The organism is Bifidobacterium simiiventris, assembly GCF_019331715.1.
GTDB classification, from domain to species: Bacteria; Actinomycetota; Actinomycetes; order Actinomycetales; family Bifidobacteriaceae; genus Bifidobacterium; species Bifidobacterium simiiventris.
Genome location: NZ_JAHBBG010000001.1, coordinates 108839 through 125238, shown reverse-complemented (window position 1 = coordinate 125238; position 16400 = coordinate 108839). Strand labels below are relative to the sequence as shown.

Below are 16400 nucleotides of genomic sequence, written 5' to 3'. Positions count from 1 at the left end.
CCCGATGCCGCAGCACACCCCATACGTCGTCGTCCCCGACGTCAATGTCTACCTCACCGCGGCTCGCGAACTGGGCCGCGGCTTCACCATTGACGACTTTCAAAACAGGTTGAAGGAAGCCAAAAGCAGACGCAACGAAAGCGACGTATTCTGCACATTCGCAACGCTTCTAGAGCCTTTTCCCGACGGATCTCCGATCGAAATATGCTCCGGTACCCACATCCTCGAAACCGTGGCCTATAAGGCCAAACAGCCAAAAGGACAGGGGTCGGCGGAGGATTCGGGACTCGGATGGAGCTTCGATGAAGCACAGCCCATCATCGAAATGATATACAGCCTCGTCAAAACGACCGGCGGGGTGATAATGCCACGAAACGGCGCATACCTGAACCCGCCACTGGACTACGAAGACGGAAGCGTGATGAAATGCCTCGCCGACGTACACCCGGAATCGGCGCTATACCAGCGAATATGCCTCACCTATGACCGAAAAATGATCCAAGCCCTCGAACCGCGAAAGCCAGACATCATCCCGCCAATGACGCTCATGACGCCCGAACAATGGTGCAGCAAGATCAGAGCAGAAAGATTCCGTGTCCTTACGAGAAGCATGAAACACTGACCAAACACGAAAAGCCCCGGCGCTCGCGGACGAGCGACCGGGGCTTTCTTGTGTCATTTGCGTTTCTTCTTGAGACTGGTCGTGTAGGAGACGCCCGGCGCGAGCCGCGTGGTGACGCGCCCCTTCGAATTGACGGTCGTGTTGCCGAACTTGACGCTCACGCTTACACCCTTCTTGCCGAGGTTCAGACGCACGCCCTTGCCGAGCGACTTGCTCTTGCGGAACAGAAAGCCCATGGTCTTGCTCCTATGCGTTGATGCGACGGCGGTTCTCGATCGTGATGTCGCCGATCCACCGGTAGAGCGAGGCGACGTCATAGTTCTTCGGGAACTCGAGCTTGATCTGCTTGAAGGTCTCCTGACCGTTCTTGCGTTGGTACACGTCCTCCAGATACGTGATGTTGATCTCCGAATCGTCGGCGATGGCACCGGCCGTTTCGACCTCCACATCGATGATGCTGTCGAGATGAACCGTCTTGAACCGCATCTTCGCGCCGGTCGCGCCCTGCTTGTCGATGAAGATCATGCGCAGGTTCGTGAAGATGACCGCATCGCGCACGAGCTGGTACCCTCGTGTGACCGTTTCGCCGGTGAACAGGAACGAACCATACTCCTGAGTCAGTTGCGCCGGATCTATCTCCGTGTAGTTGCCGGCCATCGCGTTGAGCAGATTGCTCCCGGATGGCTTGTTGGCGGCTGCGGTGGCGGCCGCGTCCACGGCGCCCTTCATAGCGTTGCCGGCCATTTCGCCGAGCGATCCGAAATTGAATCCTGCCATGATTGACCTCTTTCTTCTATGGCCGCACGGTTGTTCATGCGGCGAAACCTATATGATTCCGGCTGATTCGCCATCATTGGCTTTAACCGATCCCGGTCGCTGGCATGCCGGAGAGTGGGAGAAAGAGAACGACCCCGCCTGGTTCGCTGCGTCGAGGACGCTCGCGTGCGGGGTACTGTCAGCGCTTATCATAAACGGTTGCTTCCTCTTGTGCAATATGGGCGCGTCGATCCGCCTCGCTTTCCTCGGCTTTGATCCGATCTGCCCATTTGTCTATATCGATGTCCTCGTCGTCGTCAGTATCGGCGAGCGCCGGGGAAGTGGTGACGGAGTCTTGATAATCTTCGATGACGCCTTCATCTTTTGTGAGCCGTTCGGCGTCCGCGATGATGGATGATAGCGGCGTGCGTAAGGCGTCGGCCAGCTTCCTGAGTTGTTCGTAGTCTGCGACCGTGTTGAGTTCCAGAATGCGTCGGAGTGTTCCGTAGGGTACGCCGGACTCGTCGGCTAGGGCTCGCGTTTTGATGTTTCGCACGGCCATAGCTCTCTTGATTGCGATTGAAAGCGTCTTCGACTCAATCGTTGCGGTCTTCTTTCCTGTTGGCATATGAGTCATATTACCCACATGTGAATCAAATTTGTTTCATATGAGACACGCCGAGTTTTGAGTAACGCGCAACGTGCTCTAACATGTCTCATATGAAACAGAAACTGCTTGAGCAAAAACATTTAGGGATTGCAATAAAGCAAGTCCTCGCGGAGGTGGGCATGACTCAAATTGCGCTCGCAGACAGATCCGGCATTCCTCGCAACACTTTGAACCGCAAGATCAATGTTGGCATTTTCAATTTCGACGAGCTGAGACGCATCGCGTGCGCCGTGAATCGTCCACTGTCCTCGATTGTTGCTTCGGCTGAGCGACTTGACTCCGCTGGGGAGTTGGTCGGCATCGCCGGCCCCGAACACGAGGAGGTTCAGCGATGAGTGTGTTCGATCCGGAGTCCACGCGCAACGACTACCAGGCCGGCTGGGAGCTGACCGGCAGCGGGGGAGACCCGTACCGGTTCCACCTCGCGTTCGACATCGACGACGAGCACGTGACCGTCCGGCATCTCGAGGACGGCCGCTGGTACATCGAACTGCACGGCATGAGCATGGGCGACATGATCGGCCTCAACCGGCATCTCGCCCGGCAGATCAGCGACGCCAAACGGGAACGGCGCGAACGCGACCAACAGGAAAGGGGCATGCGATGAGCGGCGTGGACTATGCGCCCAGATGGGTGCAGGCGACCGAAGCCCGGCAGATGCTCGGCGGCATGAGCGATGGCGTGCTGCGCAAGCTCGGCCGCGAGGGCGTGATCCGCATGTGCAAGCCCGCCGGCCGGGTCATGTACCGCGTCGAGGACATCGACAACCTCGACCAGCGCATCATCGAAATACGCACCGGCGGACAGGCCGGCACGCGCCGCCGACGCCATCGCGCCGCCGCCGGCGACCCCGTGCGGGAGGCCGGACAATGAGCCGCCGCACCATCCAGTCCTTCGCCGTCACCCGCTACGGCCTGTCATCGACCAAACGCATGGTCGCCCGCGCGGCGATGGGCCGCTGGATCAGAAGCATGGAGGAACAGCCATGATGGCCTACGTGTATGCCGGCCTCGTCATCGCCGGCGTCATCCTGTACATCGCCCTGTGCATCGGCGGTATCGCGTGGGGTCTTGACAACGACCACCCGTTCATCGGCTTCATCCCGTTCCTGCTGTTAATACTCCTCTGGCTGTTCGGCGTATTCATATGGATCGCGCAGGAACTCGCCGAAGCGGGGGTGGGAGCATGAGCGACAAGCTGATGCGCCGCATCCTCATTGCCGGTGCCGGTGTGCTGCTTCTCTGTGGCGTTTCGATGGTGGCGTTGGCCGTCATGCACAGGGACGCCCGCATGGGCCTGTACGGCGTGCTGTCCCTGCTGTTCGCGCTCTCCGACGTGCTCTATGCGATCCCGCATCGCCGGGATAGGAACCTCCCGTGGCCGACGGTCAGCGTTGAATTCGATCCCGCAACGTACCGAGACCCTGTTTCGGGAGCTCGCTTTCTGGCAGCGACGATTTCCACCACGGTTCATCTATCGGACGCCAGCGCCCGAGACGTATTGACCTCCTCATACCGGGAAGCCTTCCCCATAGACGAGCTGCCGGAGCGTACCAGTGCCACTGCCAACGCTCGGCACGCACAGGTACGGGACGCTTGCGCAGGTCGAACGTGATGCGTCTCGCATACGCCTTCGGGCGTCGCCGCAGCATCGTCGGGCTCAGCCATTCCAGCAGAACCACGCATTCGTTGCCGGTCTGCCGGACGCGAAGGCCGAAATCCCCGGGATCGTCGTCCACACGGTTCGCCGTGCGGGACAGTCCGGGATCGAACACGCCTTCGCATCCCGACAACGGTTCCAACGTCGCATAGTGCAGCATGTACCCGTCGGCCGTGGACGCGGAAACGACGCCGCCGTCACCGTCGCGGCGCACGCGAATGCTGAGGGACTCCACGGGCTGCTGCCCCTCGTTACGCCATACCTGCCATATCAGCATCAGAAACGTCGGAACGGCCAGTATGTTCACGAGATTCTGCAACCAGTCCCACACGCAACCCATCGATTCTTCCTTTCCCCGCCGTCGTGCGGATTGTTTCGGTCGGCACCTTCAAGCCTACCGGCGGCAGGGAAAGGACCTGCACCTGTCCGGCCCGAAGGAGGGCATGATGTTCAAACGCTACCCGTACACGATCGGCATGCTGCTCGTGGTCTCCGTCCTGTGCTGCGTCGTGTGGCTGCTGTCGCACGACGCGTGCGCGCACCCGCTCGGCAACGGCTTGGCCGCCATGTGGGCGTTCATGATCGCGCCGCTGCTCATGGTCGACGTGGTCGAAGAGACGGGCGAGAGGCGATGAACGTCATGCCGTCCATCTAAAGGCTTGCCCGCCATCATTGCATCCCCTTCCAATCTGGCGGGCGGCGACAAGGACAGTCGTTAACACCACCTCTCTCAAACCCCACGCGCCGCCAACTCCCCACAATCCGGCGGCGCGTGGCCTGGGCGGGCAGGTTAGCCCCCGGCCAAGATCGACGCGCACATGGCGTCGGCAACCGTCGGGACGTGGTTCGATTCCACGACCGTCCACGAGCGGCCGCGTCAACGCCGCCCCGCGACGCGAAACAACCCGGACAGGACAGCCATACACGTCGCACGGGAACGATGGACGCGCGAGACCCCGCCACTCTGCGGGGCCGCCGACCGCATCCAGCGCGGCCGCACCAACCCATGAAAGGACACCACATCATGACGCAACAGACCACAGGCGACGACACGCACCGCGACGAGGGCGTGAGCGTCTTCGAATGGCCCCTCACCGCGGACGGACTGGCCATGGACGCCGGCCGGCTCCTCGACGAGCTGCTCGACACGATCATCACGCTCAACCGCAACCCCGAATGGAACCGCACCCTCCTGCCCCCACGATTCGGCGACATAATCGTCGACCGCGAACACCGCACGGTGTCCGCGCGGCTGATGTGGAAGACCAAACCCGACTACCGGATGAAAGGAACCATGAAATGACCGACACCACCACCAACAAAACCGATATGTCGCTTGAGGAACGCTTGGCGAGGAGCCTCGCCGGCCGGCTGCTCGGCTACACCGAGAAGGACGCGGACGACATCGCCAACGTGAAGGACTCGCTCGAAGACGCGCTCAGGGACGCCGGCGTGGAACTGTGCAAGTCGGCCAAGGCCGGCATATACGTCACGCCCAATCCGGCCGTCGTGTCCGACTTCCTCGAAGAGATGTTCAAGGGCACGCCGTTGGGCCGCGTCACCGAGGACCACGACGAAGACTACAGGGAAGAGAACGACGAGGAGGACACCGCCGCCGAGCTTGCCGAACTGCGGCACATGCGCGACGTGGCCGACGCGGCCTATGCGGCGCTCTCCGACCTCGCCCTGCACTGCCACAACCGCCGCAACGAGACGGCATGGAGGCAGGCGAACGAAGCCGCCGACAACGCGCACCGGATCGCCAACGCCATCGCCGAAGCGGTCGCCGACTTGGAGGACGAGGACTAGTGACCGGCGAAACCCTGCTCACGATCGTCGGCAACCTCACCGCCGACCCCGAGATACGCGCCACCGGCAACGGCACCCCGGTAGCGAACTTCACGATCGCCTCGACGCCCCGTAACTGGAACCGCCAATCGAACCAGTGGGAGGACGGGCCGGCCCTGTTCATGCGCTGCTCGGCATGGCGAGATTTGGCCGACCATTGCGCGAAGACCCTGACCAAGGGCATGCACGTCATCGCCCAAGGCCGGCTCTCGCAACGCTCCTATCAGGCTCAGGACGGCACGAACCGCACCGTCATGGAGCTGACCGTGGACGAGATCGGCCCCAGCCTCCGGTACGCGACCGCGCAGGTCACAAGGCTCACTGGCAATAACGGCGGGTATTCGGGCGGCACCACCTACGGCAACCCCGCCGGCAACCCGCCAGCAGCACCAAGGCCGGCAGCCGCACCGACTCAGCCGCCGGCTTCCGATCCGTGGGCCAACGGCGGCAGTGGCTACACGTCGGACTCATTCGCCCCGGCCGATCCGGCGGGCGAACCGGAATTCTAGAAAGGACGCTCTCATGTCGAAAAAGAAGGACAAGGGGATACAGGACTCGCTCATACCCGACGAGATCACCCCGTTGCAGCTCCTACCCCTGTCGGCCGCCGCCGGCGCGATCAAGAAGGCCGCGAGCGCGTTCCGCGTCAAGGCCGCACGCCTCTTGGAATACGAAGACAAGGCCGAATACATCGAGAAGTACAAGGGCATCAGCCCCTACGTCGAAGCATTGTACGACGCGGACGCCGCCGCGCAGCACATCATCGACGAGGCCACGCTCATGGACGACCTGATGACCTACCCGACCGACACGCGCCGGCGGATCATGCGCGACGACCTCGAACGATCGTTCGACCCGTTCCACGGGCTGCCCACCACCGATGACGGCGAAGACGGCGGGGAGGCCGTCGACCCGGACAGCGGCGAGATCGAATAACCATCACATTGAGAGAGGTTCCCTATGACTTGGTTCATGGTTGACGACGGCGTGTACGACGCGCCGCAGACCGAAGACGTGCCCCTCGCCGCGCTCGGCCTGTGGGTCAAGGCCGGCAGCTACGTCGGCCGGCAGATGCGCGACAAGGACTATGACGGCACCTTCGACATGCGCCGCCTGCGCAAGCTCGGCGGCACCCCGAGGCTCGTGGCCGAATGCGTCGCGGCCGGCCTGTTCGTGCAGACCGATACCGGCGTGTACGCGATCGTGCAGGCCGCGAACCTGTGCAAGTTCGCCGGCGGTGCCGACCTGAGCGGCAAACGTAGCGAGGCCGGACGCAAGGGCGGCAAGGCCAGCGGCCGCGCACGACGAAGCAAGGCCGAAGCAAACGCCACTGCCCCGCACGACGTTGACGGTGAAGCAAGTGCTTCAAGCAAAACGGAAGCAAATGCTTCGCGGTTGCTTGAAGCAAAGGGAACCATACCTAACCTATCCGATCCATTAACCTCCCCTGACCCCTCCGGGCCGGGATCGAAGCAAACCGTGTCGATCGCCGAAATCGAGGCCCGGGCGATGCTCGACCCGTTCGCCACGGCGTGGAGCCTGTACCCGAAGCACACCGGATCGCCCGACCGTGCCCGGATCGCATGGCAGGCCGTCACCGACGGTACGGCCGTGACGTCACAGGCCACACCCGAAGCGCTCCTAGCCGCCGTCGAGCGCTACCAGAAAGCCGTCCGAGACGGCGACGCCGATGACCGGTTCGTCAAGGGCATGGGCAGATGGCTCGAAGAAGGCGGCTACCTCGACTGGCTGCCCAAACCGGCCAAACCTCGATACACATGGGGCATCTGCGACGAGCAATGGCTTCAAGAACACATCCTCAGCCAAGTGCCCGAAGGCAGCTTCGAGGGATCGATAGTCGGAACGTTCTGGGCCAACGTCAAAGCCGGGGGAGACCCCGAACAGGCGGCCGAAAGGGTCGTCAAGGAACTCACAAGGAAAGGAAGGCCATCATGAGCGGGCCGACACCCGAAACCCGCCGGCAAGTGCTCGGCCGAGACGGCTGGAAATGCGCCATCTGCGGCCGAAACATCGACACGCACTGGAGCGGGCACAGCATCCACCACCGGCTCAAACGAAGCCAAGGCCACGGATACACCGGCCTGCACCAAGCCGGCAACCTGCTGCCCCTGTGCGGCAGCGGCTCGGACGGCTGCCACGGCTGGGTACACGACCAAGCAGGCCAGACCGCCTACCAGCTCGGCTACCTCGTCCACTCATGGCAAGACCCCACCACCACGCCCGTCTACTATCCCCGCCACGGCTGGCAGCAGCTCGACGACGACGGCCGACGCCATCCCGTCCCACCGCCGGAAGGCATGCCGAGCTACATCCCCGACATCCACCATCTGAAAGGAACCCAATCATGAACGCTAACACCACTCACACGCTCACCGTCGGCGGCCAGCCGATCCCGCTCGACCCGCCCCGGCCGCCCGAGAAGCCCCACATGCTCCTGTGGGTCGACGTGGAGACCACCGGCATCAGCCGCACCAAGTCCAAGCTGTTGGAGATCGGCATGGTCGTCACCGGCATGGACGGCGCGACCGAACACGACCGGTTCGTCCGCCCGGTACGCCCCGACACGCTCAGCCTCTACGACCTCGACCCCAAGGTATTGCGCATGCACCTGGACAACCACCTGCTGGACACCGTCATGGACCTCGACCCCCATGCGGCCGGCTACCGGCAGACCGCGCTCGACCTGTCCGAATTCCTCTCGGATCAGGCCGCCCGATACGAACTCCACCCGGCCGGCACCAACGTGGACTACGACATCGACCTGCTCACCAACCAACTCGCCGGATACATCCACCCCGACTACCTCAGGGAACTCACCAACCACAGGAAACTCGACCTCAGCACATTCCGCCTCGCGGACACCGCACTGGACGTCAACCCCTACAAAGGCCACACGGGCACCCACCGCGTCACCGACTGCATCACCCGAGACCGCAACGACTACGCCGCCTACCTCGACCTGCTGCGCATCGTACGAGAGGAAACCGAATCATGAGCTGGATCAACGACCCCGTGAACAGCCCCCGCCATTACACCGACTCGCACCCCGGCATGGAATGCATCGACCTGACCGCAGACACGAGCTTCTGCCTCGGCAACTGCTGCAAATACCTCTGGCGCTACCACTCGAAGGGCCGACCCGTCGAAGACCTCGAAAAAGCCCGATGGTACCTATGCCGCGTCATCGACTACGGCGAAAAGATCGCATGGACACGACAACAACAGAAAATCCTCACCGCGCTCGCCGACGACACCGGCATCACCAACGTCGAAGCCGGAATCTGGAGAAGCCTCAGCCAAGGATACCCGGACAGCGCCCTGCTCTGCCTCGACTCCGTCATCGACAGTGAAAGGAACAAACAGCTATGAGCACCCGCATCTACTGCGACCAATGCGGCAGCGAAACCGGCAAATTCAAGGCCCTGCACTTCCACCTGTCAGGCTATTCGGCCAACAGCAACAATATGAGCCCGATCGGTGAAATCGAAATCGATGTCTGCCCCAAGTGCGCCGAAACGTTCGACGAGCGGGACATCGGCATCGTCCACGTCCACCGCGACCACCGCAGCAAACTCGCGCCCTACAGCCTCGAATACCAGCCCCTCACCACGAAAGACCAAACACTATGAGCAGCATCATCACCCAGGAGATCGAAGAACGCTACCCATACCCCGACAACGGCGAGCGCCCCACCGGCATCACCCGGTTGGGTCAGTGCCTCGCGTCGCGTAAGGCGTACAAGGCCGGCGTGAACCGCACGCCCACCGATCGCGAGATCGACGCGGCTGCGCTCGCCGTCTACACCGGCACCACGGGCATGAGCATGGAAGAGGTCAGACCGTTGTGGCCGGGGTTGAACCCGGACGCGAAGGCCCAATACCGCAAGCTCGCTTGTCTCGCATTGGACGCGGCGCGTAAGGAGGCCATGCGATGAACGAGCGGAAGACCGCGAAGATATTCACCCAAAGCATGCTTGAAACCGCGCTCGCGAGCGCTCTCGACATGATAAGCGAAACCCTCGCGCCGCCGGCCGTGTACGAGGTCGATCGGAAGGACATCAAGGCGCTCGCGGGCAATGTGTTCGTGCTCGGCGGCATCGAAACGGATATCAGCGACCTAGAGGAGGCCCGGGATGAGTAGTCAGTATTGCAAGCCCACTGGTTGCGATCCGGTATGGCGCTGCCCCGTCTGCGGGCAATGGTGGCATCTCGACCAATGGGGCGACTTCTGGGAGCCAATGAGCACGATCACCGCGTTCCTCCTCTACCACCCGAAGTGGAAGGCCGAACGCAAACACAGAAAGGCCCGCGCATGAGCATTGACATCACCCAACAGGCATTGAACGCGCTCGCCGGCGCCGGCCTCGGCAACGACAGCCCCGCCGAAGCCTATGTCATCGGATGCACCCAAGGTCACGATGCTGCACTCGCGCTCGCCGTTCAGATCGAACAGGCCATCAATCGCAAGCCGGCCGGGGTGGACGAGGCCGAACGGCTCGCGATACGACTGCGCGACGAGGTGGGTGACTGCCCGATCGTCTACGAGAGCGGCAAAGCCATCGCCGACAAGGTATTCGACTGGTGGGTGCGTCTCGCCGCCACCGCCTTGGACATCATCAACGGGATGGAGGCCACGGCATGAGCGATCGCATACGGCTTACGCCGGCCATGCGCGGCCTGCTGCTCGACATCTGGGAGCGGGGCAGCGCCTACCCGGAGGATCGCAACCAACGGCGCACCTTCGAAGCCCTCGAAGAGCGTGACTACATCGAACACGCCTCATGGGGCCGATGGCAGATCACCCCGCTCGGCGAACACGTCGCCAAACAACTCACCAACAAGGAAAGGACGCATTGATGCAGGTCAGCTTCACCGCCCAAACACCGGCCCACAGCATGCTCACCATCCAGCAGCGCCTCGAAGCCGCAGGCTTCACCAACGTGCACGTCAACGCGATCGCCGACAACGCCTATCCGTTCACCCGCACCAACGAGGAAACCATTCAGGCCTACGAGGAAGGCAAACAACTCATGCAGGCACGCTACGGCCGCTTCGACAGCATGAAGGAAGCCCAAGGCATCAACCCCTACCGAGACGGCGACCGATAAACCGAAAGGAGGAGCCATGAGAATCACCATCCACTACGGCAACCATCAGATCGGCGAGGCCACCAGCGACGGCGACACCATCAACCTGACCATCAACTCCGCAGTAACCCGACTATCCGACGACGGCGCACAAACCCTGTGCAACACGCTCACCCTGATGATCAACAAATGGGTCCGCAACTACAAGCGCATACGCAACAACCAGAAAACGACCACACAAGAGGAATCATGAACCGAATCACATTAGTTCGACGTATTATCACATTAGTTTGCACTGTTTTTTACATTAGCGCGCTCGCCGGCTGCGTGTCCCCGCCCGAGGAAGACTCGGACACGAACACGGATGCGGTAACCACGAGCGAATGCTCGAACTACATGACCTATTACCAGACATGCGTGATCACGATGCCGGACTCGCGCCGCGTCACCTGCATCACCGGCTCTCATGGCGCGTTTGACTGTGATTGGGCGCACGCCGACGGAGCCGACAAGGGGCGATCACAGTGAGCCTCGTGCACGAGTCGATCGACTGGCGGCACATGCAATTGGCGTATCTGGACGGCCACCGGTTCATCGCGATCACCAATAGCGGGCAGACGCTCGACGGATGGCTCAAACACCATCCCAACATGCGATCCTGCTACGACCTGGACTGTCAGTTCCACCTGCTGTACGAACTGTGCGGCGTCAACCGGCTCGGCAGCGACATCAAGGCAATCAACGTACTCGACGAAGTACGACGATGAACCCGACCACACCATCAACCCCTACACGAAAAGAGCCTCATCATGACCAGCAAAGCCAAACGCGACATGATCCGCCACTGGGCCGAACGCGGCTACGACATTCCCACCACCGCCAAACTCCTCGGCCTGAGCGAAAACGAAGTCCACGACGTCCTCACCCACCCAGAACCACCCGAAAAACCATCCGACCAATACAAACCCCAATTCATCGAACCACCACTGTTCGAATAACCCCACACAAAAACGAAACCCTCCACCCGAACACGAGCAGAGGATCACGCCTGACAGCAACCATCATAGCCAACAGCGCGGAGGGCTTCGAACACATGACCGAACACCAACACGATCCACAAACCAGATTCGACGCCGACCTGCGCTCGCTGAAAACCGGGTACCAGCCGTTGCATGACATCGCGATGCGCCGCGCCACCGTCATCCACGACACGGGCGGGCACGGCACGCGCTCCACCGCGCCCGTGCCCATGAATCTGGGCGCATGGCAGCTCATGCAGGACATCGACAAGCTCACACTCACCATGACGCGAGCCGCTGGACTCCATGCGCACCACGCGATGGACACGGTCGACCTGCTCGCGGGCGTCATCCGCAACCAGGGCCGGCTCGTCGTCCGGCGTGATTTTCCCGCGTTGGCGGAGCTCGTCGATCAGGCGGCGGTTCGGTTGGATCGCATGCTGGATCCACCGCCGGACACGAAGATGATCGGCTGGTGCCCCGACTGCGGGTGCGAGCTGCGCTGTGACCCGCTTGAACTGCAATCCGGGTACAAGGCGTGCGATCAATGCCGGGCGGAGCACAGGATCAAGGATATCCACCGTTCGAGCATGGCGATGGTCGCGGTCGGCGGCGCGCGCGGCACCGCCAGTTCGATCAGCCGCCTCTTGGCCCCGTGGGGTATTGACGTGAAGGCGAACACGATCTCTCACTGGGGCGCGAGGGATGTCATCCACGCGGTCGCGGTCGACGAGGCGGGTTCGCCGGTGTTCCTCGTGTGGGACGTGTGGCAGGCGCTCAACCGCAGCGGCCGCGGACGCAAGGCGATGTGAACTGTCCACGGGATTTGACATGCGTGAACTGTCCACGTTATTACTACTAGTGTGGTCATTTCCATGCGAGCATGGCGATGACACGCGATGCGATCGGATTCGCCTTCGTAGGCTCAGCGGCTAGAGGGTATGGCTACGGTCATAGGGTCGCCGGTTCGAATCCGGCCGGACGTGAAGCCGATCGCATGTTTTGGCTTGCGTGCCTGAGAGGACTAAAGGATCACGCCGGGATGGCGCGATGACCAGAAAACACCGTCACTGGTTCGCGGCTTCGAATACCGCCCAAGCCACCAACAAGAAAACGGCGCCCGCGATATTGTTCGCGAGCGCCGTTCGTTTATTCGTCGTTTTTTGGGTGTTTGCGTGGTCGGCCTCCGCCGACGCCTCGGCCGGGACGGTTGGCGTTCCATTGGTCGATGGTTTCGATTGACCAGCCGCGGGTTTTGCCGATCATCGCGTCGGGTTCGGGCAGTTTGTAGGCGCTGACCGCCGACTTGGCGATGCCGAGTCGGTTGGCCACGTCGGTGACGCCGAGGTAGTGTTCAGTCATCGTGGTCTCCGAACAGGCCGAGGGTGAGGCAGTCGATGCCGGCGGCGATGGCGAACAGTGCCGTGATCCACGGCGCGAAGCCGGCGAACGCGCATGCCGCTGCGGCAACGGACGAGGCAAGTCCGGCGATGGCGGTGAATTTGCGTTTCATGATGGTTTGCGGGATGCTGGAGGTATGAGGGATTCCGGGCGGCACCTTCGCCCAGAACCCCTCTTTTGTTACCTCCTATGCTTCGGCTTGTGGTTGCCGTGGTGCTCCTCGCGGTGTTCGATCAGATGGAGAACGAACTCTCCGAGACTGATGAGCATTGAGATGACGCCAGTTATCGCGCCGACCCAGTCGAGGTGCATCCCGCTTCCTCCTTTCGCTCTTGAGCTGTTGCCGGTCTTCCTTGCCGACATATCTATAATAACACAGTTCATATAGATATGCAAGCCGGAAGCACAAGACACACCGACATTTTCCAACGATTCCAACCAGTGAAGGAGCATCCAAATGAGCGACGCGATCACCTACGCGCAAACGGTCAACGACCCGGCCAACAAACCGGAGCGCCAGCAGGTCAAACGCATCCAGTTCGTCGACGCGAACGGCAACCCCACCGACATCACCGCCGGGGCGCAAGCCGCGATCAGCACGGTCAAGGCCACCGCGCTCGCGGCCGGTGTCGCGCCGACGGCGTCGCTTGACGCCGGCACGCTCACGCTCGGTATCCCGGCCGGAGCGAAGGGTGATCCCGGCGCGGCCGGCGCTCGAGGCGCCACGGGCGCCACCGGGCCGGCAGGAGCGGCCGGAGCCAAGGGCGCGGACGGCAGGAGCGTGACCACGATCGCCTTGACCGCCGACGCGGCCGGCAAGATCACCGGCGGCACCGTCACGTTCTCGGACAAGACCACGGCGGCGATCACCGTCACCACCGCCACCGCATGAGCGACATCCCCGGCTATCCGCACGGCTGGGGGAGAAGCACCAGACACTGGCGCGAGATAGTCCGCCCCTACTGCCTGCGCCGGGACATGGCCGCGGACGCGCCGTGCCATCTGTGCGGCCAGCCCATCGACTACCATGCGCCCGCGCAGTCGCCGGACGCATGGGAACCCGACCACGATCCGCCGTTAAGCGTCGCGCCCCGATACGGCGAGGACCCGTCGCACATCAAGCCGTCGCACTGCTCGTGCAACCGCAGCCGTCAGGCGTCCGCGTCGGACGGCAACGCGATCGGCGAGCCGAGCGAGGCCTGGTAGACGGGTATGGGCGGTCGAAATGTTCGCGACGGCTCGACGGCTGAGTGGGGCCGGCAGTCTTCCTCTCTCCCCGGCATGTGCGAAACACCGGCGGCATGGCCGGCAAACGGCTTGATTCCAACGTTTTCAAACCTTCGACGCTTTAGAAACCTTGGCTTTGGAAGAAACGGGGTGATTCCATATGGCGTTCGGACGGTTGCGCGGCGCTGTGGAACGCTCCATCAGGGCCGCGAAAAAAGACGGCCGGCTCGACCTCGACGCGAACGCGGCCATGCTGTGCTCCATCCGTTATCAGGCCGACATGATCGACCACGAGCACGGCGACGTGTCCTACAACGTATGGCGCACGTTCAACAGCACGTGCGCGCAGCTCGGCTTCGACCTGCAACAGGCGTCGAAGCAGACGGCGGGTACGGCCGGAGCTGCGCCGCCGCGCAACGACTTCGAGGACTACCTCAGGAAATACGGCTGACAGGGAGGCGCATGATGGGCGACGACGCCATGCACGGAAGCACCGTGCCGCGCATATGGACCCGTCCATTGCGCGGGCTGACGCCCGAGACGAGCGCCGGCTACGCGGTCATCGCCTACGCCGAACACGTCCTGCACGTGAACCTGCGCCCGTGGCAGCAATGGCTACTCATCCACATGCTCGAACTGAAAACCGACGGCGCGTACCGGTACAGCAAGGTCATCGTCCTGGTCGCCCGCCAGAACGGCAAGACCACGCTCGGCGCCGTGCTCGCCGACTGGTGGCTGCACGTCGACTCGAACCGGCACCCCGACCGGGTGCCGCCGGTCGAGTTCCTCATCGTCGGCGTCAGCCAGTCGCTCGACAACGCGCGCGAACCATGGGACAGGGTCGTCAACTGGTGCAACCCCCAGCCGCGCAGCGCGGCCGAAGCCAAGCTCGTCATCCCCGCACTGCAGGAACGCACCCTGCCGATCAGCTTCACGAACGGCAAGGAACACATCACCGCCGACAACCTCGCCTCCTACGAGATCCGCGCCGTCAAGAGCGCGCGCGGCAAGCCGGCGGCGCGCGTCCTGATGGACGAACTGCGCGAGCAGAAGACGTTCGACGGGTGGAACGCAGTCGAACCGACCACGTCGGCGTTTTGGAGCGGCATGCTCGTATGCATGTCCAACGCTGGCGACGCCACGAGCGTCGTACTGCAGAAGCAGCGGGATTCGGCGCTCAACCAGATCGACGCGTGGCGTCAGAACGTGGAAAGCGGCCTCACTCCGCCGGAGGAGTACGCGGCCGAGCATCCCGAACTGTGCGACACAGGCCTGTTCGAATGGAGCGCGCCCGACGGCTGCCCGATGGACGACGAGACGGCGATCCGCCAGGCGAACCCGTCGATCGGCTACGGCGGCAAATCGGTCGCGTCCGTCCGCGCGAAGATCCAGAGCAACACCGAGGCCGGCTACCGCACCGAATACCTGTGCCAATGGGTCACCGCCGACATCGAACCCCCATTGCCCGCCGCGGCGTGGGAGGCGGGCGTCGACCCCGACTCGCATCGCGCCGAGAACGCGCCCACCTATTGGGGCGTGGACACGAGCGCGGACCGCAACTTCTCGACCATCGCGGTCGTCTCCAAACGCGACGACGGCAACTGGCACGGGGAGATCGTCGCCCGGCGCGCCGGCATCGACTGGATCATCCGATGGTTCCGCGACCGGCCCGCCAAACACTACCGCGTCGCCTTCCAAGGCCGCGGCGCGCCCGTCAGCAGCGTGGCCGAACTCCTGCACAATCTGCCGAACGTGGAGACGATACCGGTCACCGGTCCGGACGTGGCCGCGAGCTTCGGCCGTCTCTGGGACGCGGTGAGCGCATGCGACGAGCATTCCCGATCCGATTCACTGAAACTGTTCCACCGGCCAAGCCCGGTATTGGACGATGCCGCCAAAAGCGCGGCCACGAGAAAGCTGGGGGACGGCGCATGGGGACTCGACCGACAGAACAGCCTCGTCGACGCCGCGCCCCTGATCGCCCTGGGCATGGCGCTGTGGCTCGCCGAGAACAACGGCCGGCAGACGGCGAACATCTACCCGAGCGCCTACGCCGGCAGAAACACTGGACTCGTCATGATCTAGGAGGTG

At 62.8% G+C, this 16400-nt stretch carries 36 protein-coding genes; 31 read left to right on the top strand and 5 right to left on the bottom strand.

The window, feature by feature from the left end:
- Positions 1 to 4 precede the first annotated feature (4 nt).
- Entirely contained in the window at positions 5 to 622 is a 618-nt protein-coding gene (locus tag KIH76_RS00605) for a hypothetical protein (RefSeq protein WP_219068665.1), read from the top strand.
- Positions 623 to 675: 53 nt separating this feature from the next.
- Here KIH76_RS00605 and KIH76_RS00600 read toward each other — a convergent pair whose 3' ends face one another.
- The 3 genes from KIH76_RS00600 to KIH76_RS00590 form a co-directional block, all read right to left on the bottom strand.
- Complete coding sequence (locus KIH76_RS00600; protein WP_219068663.1) at positions 676 to 858, bottom strand: DUF4236 domain-containing protein; 183 nt, start codon at positions 856 to 858, stop codon at positions 676 to 678.
- A 10-nt stretch (positions 859 to 868) separates the two neighbouring features.
- Positions 869 to 1399: a PH domain-containing protein gene (locus KIH76_RS00595; protein WP_219068661.1), complete on the bottom strand. Its 531-nt coding sequence runs from the start codon at positions 1397 to 1399 to the stop codon at positions 869 to 871.
- Positions 1400 to 1577: 178 nt separating this feature from the next.
- Positions 1578 to 2015 (bottom strand): helix-turn-helix domain-containing protein, encoded by a 438-nt coding sequence (locus tag KIH76_RS00590; protein ID WP_219068659.1) that lies wholly within the window; start codon positions 2013 to 2015, stop codon positions 1578 to 1580.
- Positions 2016 to 2098: 83 nt separating this feature from the next.
- Here KIH76_RS00590 and KIH76_RS00585 point away from each other — a divergent pair, with 83 nt between their 5' ends.
- From KIH76_RS00585 to KIH76_RS00465, 26 genes are all read left to right on the top strand, one after another.
- Positions 2099 to 2383 carry a helix-turn-helix domain-containing protein gene (locus KIH76_RS00585; protein ID WP_219068656.1) on the top strand — a complete coding sequence of 95 codons (285 nt, stop codon included), beginning with the start codon at positions 2099 to 2101 and terminating at the stop codon, positions 2381 to 2383.
- Complete coding sequence (locus KIH76_RS00580) at positions 2380 to 2655, top strand: hypothetical protein (RefSeq protein WP_219068653.1); 276 nt, start codon at positions 2380 to 2382, stop codon at positions 2653 to 2655. Before KIH76_RS00585 ends, KIH76_RS00580 begins: the two co-directional genes overlap by 4 nt.
- A complete protein-coding gene (locus KIH76_RS00575; RefSeq protein ID WP_219068651.1) occupies positions 2652 to 2921 on the top strand; it encodes a hypothetical protein in 270 nt (89 codons plus the stop codon). Before KIH76_RS00580 ends, KIH76_RS00575 begins: the two co-directional genes overlap by 4 nt.
- 112 nt (positions 2922 to 3033) lie before the next feature.
- Positions 3034 to 3237, top strand: coding sequence for a hypothetical protein (locus KIH76_RS00570; protein ID WP_219068649.1), 204 nt, complete (start codon positions 3034 to 3036; stop codon positions 3235 to 3237).
- Complete coding sequence (locus KIH76_RS00565; RefSeq protein WP_219068648.1) at positions 3234 to 3662, top strand: hypothetical protein; 429 nt, start codon at positions 3234 to 3236, stop codon at positions 3660 to 3662. Before KIH76_RS00570 ends, KIH76_RS00565 begins: the two co-directional genes overlap by 4 nt.
- 488 nt (positions 3663 to 4150) lie before the next feature.
- Entirely contained in the window at positions 4151 to 4342 is a 192-nt protein-coding gene (locus KIH76_RS00560) for a hypothetical protein (RefSeq protein ID WP_236036729.1), read from the top strand.
- A 389-nt stretch (positions 4343 to 4731) separates the two neighbouring features.
- Positions 4732 to 5010: a hypothetical protein gene (locus tag KIH76_RS00555; RefSeq protein ID WP_219068646.1), complete on the top strand. Its 279-nt coding sequence runs from the start codon at positions 4732 to 4734 to the stop codon at positions 5008 to 5010.
- A complete protein-coding gene (locus tag KIH76_RS00550) occupies positions 5007 to 5516 on the top strand; it encodes a hypothetical protein (protein ID WP_219068644.1) in 510 nt (169 codons plus the stop codon). Before KIH76_RS00555 ends, KIH76_RS00550 begins: the two co-directional genes overlap by 4 nt.
- Positions 5516 to 6064 (top strand): single-stranded DNA-binding protein, encoded by a 549-nt coding sequence (locus tag KIH76_RS00545; RefSeq protein ID WP_219068642.1) that lies wholly within the window; start codon positions 5516 to 5518, stop codon positions 6062 to 6064. The genes KIH76_RS00550 and KIH76_RS00545 overlap by 1 nt, the downstream gene beginning before the upstream one ends.
- Before the next feature lie 13 nt (positions 6065 to 6077).
- Entirely contained in the window at positions 6078 to 6491 is a 414-nt protein-coding gene (locus tag KIH76_RS00540; protein WP_219068640.1) for a hypothetical protein, read from the top strand.
- Positions 6492 to 6515: 24 nt separating this feature from the next.
- Positions 6516 to 7511, top strand: a complete 996-nt coding sequence (locus KIH76_RS00535) for a hypothetical protein (protein WP_219068638.1) — start codon at positions 6516 to 6518, stop codon at positions 7509 to 7511.
- The gene (locus KIH76_RS00530) at positions 7508 to 7924 is read left to right on the top strand and encodes an HNH endonuclease (protein WP_236036728.1); all 417 of its coding nucleotides are present in this window, start codon (positions 7508 to 7510) and stop codon (positions 7922 to 7924) included. The genes KIH76_RS00535 and KIH76_RS00530 overlap by 4 nt, the downstream gene beginning before the upstream one ends.
- Positions 7921 to 8571, top strand: coding sequence for a 3'-5' exonuclease family protein (locus tag KIH76_RS00525; protein WP_219068636.1), 651 nt, complete (start codon positions 7921 to 7923; stop codon positions 8569 to 8571). The genes KIH76_RS00530 and KIH76_RS00525 overlap by 4 nt, the downstream gene beginning before the upstream one ends.
- Positions 8568 to 8945: a DUF3310 domain-containing protein gene (locus KIH76_RS00520; protein WP_219068634.1), complete on the top strand. Its 378-nt coding sequence runs from the start codon at positions 8568 to 8570 to the stop codon at positions 8943 to 8945. The genes KIH76_RS00525 and KIH76_RS00520 overlap by 4 nt, the downstream gene beginning before the upstream one ends.
- Positions 8942 to 9205 carry a hypothetical protein gene (locus KIH76_RS00515; protein WP_219068632.1) on the top strand — a complete coding sequence of 88 codons (264 nt, stop codon included), beginning with the start codon at positions 8942 to 8944 and terminating at the stop codon, positions 9203 to 9205. The genes KIH76_RS00520 and KIH76_RS00515 overlap by 4 nt, the downstream gene beginning before the upstream one ends.
- Positions 9202 to 9510, top strand: a complete 309-nt coding sequence (locus tag KIH76_RS00510; RefSeq protein WP_219068630.1) for a hypothetical protein — start codon at positions 9202 to 9204, stop codon at positions 9508 to 9510. Before KIH76_RS00515 ends, KIH76_RS00510 begins: the two co-directional genes overlap by 4 nt.
- A complete protein-coding gene (locus KIH76_RS00505; protein WP_219068628.1) occupies positions 9507 to 9716 on the top strand; it encodes a hypothetical protein in 210 nt (69 codons plus the stop codon). The genes KIH76_RS00510 and KIH76_RS00505 overlap by 4 nt, the downstream gene beginning before the upstream one ends.
- Positions 9709 to 9891 (top strand): hypothetical protein, encoded by a 183-nt coding sequence (locus tag KIH76_RS00500; protein ID WP_219068625.1) that lies wholly within the window; start codon positions 9709 to 9711, stop codon positions 9889 to 9891. Before KIH76_RS00505 ends, KIH76_RS00500 begins: the two co-directional genes overlap by 8 nt.
- The gene (locus tag KIH76_RS00495) at positions 9888 to 10217 is read left to right on the top strand and encodes a hypothetical protein (RefSeq protein WP_219068624.1); all 330 of its coding nucleotides are present in this window, start codon (positions 9888 to 9890) and stop codon (positions 10215 to 10217) included. Before KIH76_RS00500 ends, KIH76_RS00495 begins: the two co-directional genes overlap by 4 nt.
- On the top strand, positions 10214 to 10432 hold the full coding sequence (locus KIH76_RS00490; protein WP_219068622.1) for a hypothetical protein: 219 nt from the start codon (positions 10214 to 10216) through the stop codon (positions 10430 to 10432). The genes KIH76_RS00495 and KIH76_RS00490 overlap by 4 nt, the downstream gene beginning before the upstream one ends.
- Positions 10429 to 10683 (top strand): hypothetical protein, encoded by a 255-nt coding sequence (locus KIH76_RS00485; RefSeq protein WP_219068620.1) that lies wholly within the window; start codon positions 10429 to 10431, stop codon positions 10681 to 10683. The genes KIH76_RS00490 and KIH76_RS00485 overlap by 4 nt, the downstream gene beginning before the upstream one ends.
- A 16-nt stretch (positions 10684 to 10699) precedes the next feature.
- The gene (locus tag KIH76_RS00480; RefSeq protein ID WP_219068618.1) at positions 10700 to 10915 is read left to right on the top strand and encodes a hypothetical protein; all 216 of its coding nucleotides are present in this window, start codon (positions 10700 to 10702) and stop codon (positions 10913 to 10915) included.
- A 143-nt stretch (positions 10916 to 11058) separates the two neighbouring features.
- Positions 11059 to 11190, top strand: coding sequence for a hypothetical protein (locus tag KIH76_RS11660; protein WP_274608019.1), 132 nt, complete (start codon positions 11059 to 11061; stop codon positions 11188 to 11190).
- Positions 11187 to 11429 (top strand): hypothetical protein, encoded by a 243-nt coding sequence (locus KIH76_RS00475; protein WP_219068616.1) that lies wholly within the window; start codon positions 11187 to 11189, stop codon positions 11427 to 11429. The genes KIH76_RS11660 and KIH76_RS00475 overlap by 4 nt, the downstream gene beginning before the upstream one ends.
- 42 nt (positions 11430 to 11471) lie before the next feature.
- Positions 11472 to 11660, top strand: a complete 189-nt coding sequence (locus KIH76_RS00470) for a hypothetical protein (RefSeq protein WP_219068614.1) — start codon at positions 11472 to 11474, stop codon at positions 11658 to 11660.
- Between the two features lie 95 nt (positions 11661 to 11755).
- Entirely contained in the window at positions 11756 to 12493 is a 738-nt protein-coding gene (locus KIH76_RS00465) for a hypothetical protein (RefSeq protein WP_219068612.1), read from the top strand.
- A 337-nt stretch (positions 12494 to 12830) separates the two neighbouring features.
- Here KIH76_RS00465 and KIH76_RS00460 read toward each other — a convergent pair whose 3' ends face one another.
- Complete coding sequence (locus KIH76_RS00460; RefSeq protein WP_219068610.1) at positions 12831 to 13043, bottom strand: hypothetical protein; 213 nt, start codon at positions 13041 to 13043, stop codon at positions 12831 to 12833.
- On the bottom strand, positions 13036 to 13194 hold the full coding sequence (locus KIH76_RS00455) for a hypothetical protein (protein ID WP_219068608.1): 159 nt from the start codon (positions 13192 to 13194) through the stop codon (positions 13036 to 13038). The genes KIH76_RS00460 and KIH76_RS00455 overlap by 8 nt, the downstream gene beginning before the upstream one ends.
- A gap of 345 nt (positions 13195 to 13539) precedes the next feature.
- Between KIH76_RS00455 and KIH76_RS00450 the strand changes: the two genes are divergently transcribed.
- The 4 genes from KIH76_RS00450 (at position 13540) to KIH76_RS00435 (ending at position 16394) form a co-directional block, all read left to right on the top strand.
- Complete coding sequence (locus tag KIH76_RS00450; RefSeq protein ID WP_219068605.1) at positions 13540 to 13974, top strand: hypothetical protein; 435 nt, start codon at positions 13540 to 13542, stop codon at positions 13972 to 13974.
- Positions 13971 to 14288, top strand: coding sequence for a hypothetical protein (locus KIH76_RS00445; RefSeq protein WP_219068603.1), 318 nt, complete (start codon positions 13971 to 13973; stop codon positions 14286 to 14288). Before KIH76_RS00450 ends, KIH76_RS00445 begins: the two co-directional genes overlap by 4 nt.
- Positions 14289 to 14469: 181 nt before the next feature.
- Entirely contained in the window at positions 14470 to 14760 is a 291-nt protein-coding gene (locus KIH76_RS00440) for a hypothetical protein (RefSeq protein ID WP_219068601.1), read from the top strand.
- An 11-nt stretch (positions 14761 to 14771) separates the two neighbouring features.
- Positions 14772 to 16394, top strand: a complete 1623-nt coding sequence (locus KIH76_RS00435; protein ID WP_219068599.1) for a terminase — start codon at positions 14772 to 14774, stop codon at positions 16392 to 16394.
- Positions 16395 to 16400: the final 6 nt, after the last annotated feature.

What these genes read in the sequence shown, in the direction of transcription:
- KIH76_RS00480 (WP_219068618.1), top strand. Translation starts at nt 10,700, where the DNA reads ATGAGAATCACCATCCACTACGGCAACCATCAGATCGGCGAGGCCACC.
- KIH76_RS00555 (WP_219068646.1), top strand. Translation starts at nt 4,732, where the DNA reads ATGACGCAACAGACCACAGGCGACGACACGCACCGCGACGAGGGCGTG.
- KIH76_RS00540 (WP_219068640.1), top strand. Translation starts at nt 6,078, where the DNA reads ATGTCGAAAAAGAAGGACAAGGGGATACAGGACTCGCTCATACCCGAC.
- KIH76_RS00565 (WP_219068648.1), top strand. Translation starts at nt 3,234, where the DNA reads ATGAGCGACAAGCTGATGCGCCGCATCCTCATTGCCGGTGCCGGTGTG.
- KIH76_RS00535 (WP_219068638.1), top strand. Translation starts at nt 6,516, where the DNA reads ATGACTTGGTTCATGGTTGACGACGGCGTGTACGACGCGCCGCAGACC.
- KIH76_RS00455 (WP_219068608.1), bottom strand. Translation starts at nt 13,194, where the DNA reads ATGAAACGCAAATTCACCGCCATCGCCGGACTTGCCTCGTCCGTTGCC.
- KIH76_RS00510 (WP_219068630.1), top strand. Translation starts at nt 9,202, where the DNA reads ATGAGCAGCATCATCACCCAGGAGATCGAAGAACGCTACCCATACCCC.
- KIH76_RS00575 (WP_219068651.1), top strand. Translation starts at nt 2,652, where the DNA reads ATGAGCGGCGTGGACTATGCGCCCAGATGGGTGCAGGCGACCGAAGCC.
- KIH76_RS11660 (WP_274608019.1), top strand. Translation starts at nt 11,059, where the DNA reads ATGACCTATTACCAGACATGCGTGATCACGATGCCGGACTCGCGCCGC.
- KIH76_RS00550 (WP_219068644.1), top strand. Translation starts at nt 5,007, where the DNA reads ATGACCGACACCACCACCAACAAAACCGATATGTCGCTTGAGGAACGC.
- KIH76_RS00470 (WP_219068614.1), top strand. Translation starts at nt 11,472, where the DNA reads ATGACCAGCAAAGCCAAACGCGACATGATCCGCCACTGGGCCGAACGC.
- KIH76_RS00495 (WP_219068624.1), top strand. Translation starts at nt 9,888, where the DNA reads ATGAGCATTGACATCACCCAACAGGCATTGAACGCGCTCGCCGGCGCC.
- KIH76_RS00515 (WP_219068632.1), top strand. Translation starts at nt 8,942, where the DNA reads ATGAGCACCCGCATCTACTGCGACCAATGCGGCAGCGAAACCGGCAAA.
- KIH76_RS00580 (WP_219068653.1), top strand. Translation starts at nt 2,380, where the DNA reads ATGAGTGTGTTCGATCCGGAGTCCACGCGCAACGACTACCAGGCCGGC.
- KIH76_RS00435 (WP_219068599.1), top strand. Translation starts at nt 14,772, where the DNA reads ATGATGGGCGACGACGCCATGCACGGAAGCACCGTGCCGCGCATATGG.
- KIH76_RS00490 (WP_219068622.1), top strand. Translation starts at nt 10,214, where the DNA reads ATGAGCGATCGCATACGGCTTACGCCGGCCATGCGCGGCCTGCTGCTC.
- KIH76_RS00445 (WP_219068603.1), top strand. Translation starts at nt 13,971, where the DNA reads ATGAGCGACATCCCCGGCTATCCGCACGGCTGGGGGAGAAGCACCAGA.
- KIH76_RS00520 (WP_219068634.1), top strand. Translation starts at nt 8,568, where the DNA reads ATGAGCTGGATCAACGACCCCGTGAACAGCCCCCGCCATTACACCGAC.
- KIH76_RS00570 (WP_219068649.1), top strand. Translation starts at nt 3,034, where the DNA reads ATGATGGCCTACGTGTATGCCGGCCTCGTCATCGCCGGCGTCATCCTG.
- KIH76_RS00525 (WP_219068636.1), top strand. Translation starts at nt 7,921, where the DNA reads ATGAACGCTAACACCACTCACACGCTCACCGTCGGCGGCCAGCCGATC.
- KIH76_RS00460 (WP_219068610.1), bottom strand. Translation starts at nt 13,043, where the DNA reads ATGACTGAACACTACCTCGGCGTCACCGACGTGGCCAACCGACTCGGC.
- KIH76_RS00585 (WP_219068656.1), top strand. Translation starts at nt 2,099, where the DNA reads ATGAAACAGAAACTGCTTGAGCAAAAACATTTAGGGATTGCAATAAAG.
- KIH76_RS00440 (WP_219068601.1), top strand. Translation starts at nt 14,470, where the DNA reads ATGGCGTTCGGACGGTTGCGCGGCGCTGTGGAACGCTCCATCAGGGCC.
- KIH76_RS00505 (WP_219068628.1), top strand. Translation starts at nt 9,507, where the DNA reads ATGAACGAGCGGAAGACCGCGAAGATATTCACCCAAAGCATGCTTGAA.
- KIH76_RS00530 (WP_236036728.1), top strand. Translation starts at nt 7,508, where the DNA reads ATGAGCGGGCCGACACCCGAAACCCGCCGGCAAGTGCTCGGCCGAGAC.
- KIH76_RS00605 (WP_219068665.1), top strand. Translation starts at nt 5, where the DNA reads ATGCCGCAGCACACCCCATACGTCGTCGTCCCCGACGTCAATGTCTAC.
- KIH76_RS00560 (WP_236036729.1), top strand. Translation starts at nt 4,151, where the DNA reads ATGATGTTCAAACGCTACCCGTACACGATCGGCATGCTGCTCGTGGTC.
- KIH76_RS00600 (WP_219068663.1), bottom strand. Translation starts at nt 858, where the DNA reads ATGGGCTTTCTGTTCCGCAAGAGCAAGTCGCTCGGCAAGGGCGTGCGT.
- KIH76_RS00465 (WP_219068612.1), top strand. Translation starts at nt 11,756, where the DNA reads ATGACCGAACACCAACACGATCCACAAACCAGATTCGACGCCGACCTG.
- KIH76_RS00500 (WP_219068625.1), top strand. Translation starts at nt 9,709, where the DNA reads ATGAGTAGTCAGTATTGCAAGCCCACTGGTTGCGATCCGGTATGGCGC.
- KIH76_RS00590 (WP_219068659.1), bottom strand. Translation starts at nt 2,015, where the DNA reads ATGACTCATATGCCAACAGGAAAGAAGACCGCAACGATTGAGTCGAAG.
- KIH76_RS00595 (WP_219068661.1), bottom strand. Translation starts at nt 1,399, where the DNA reads ATGGCAGGATTCAATTTCGGATCGCTCGGCGAAATGGCCGGCAACGCT.
- KIH76_RS00450 (WP_219068605.1), top strand. Translation starts at nt 13,540, where the DNA reads ATGAGCGACGCGATCACCTACGCGCAAACGGTCAACGACCCGGCCAAC.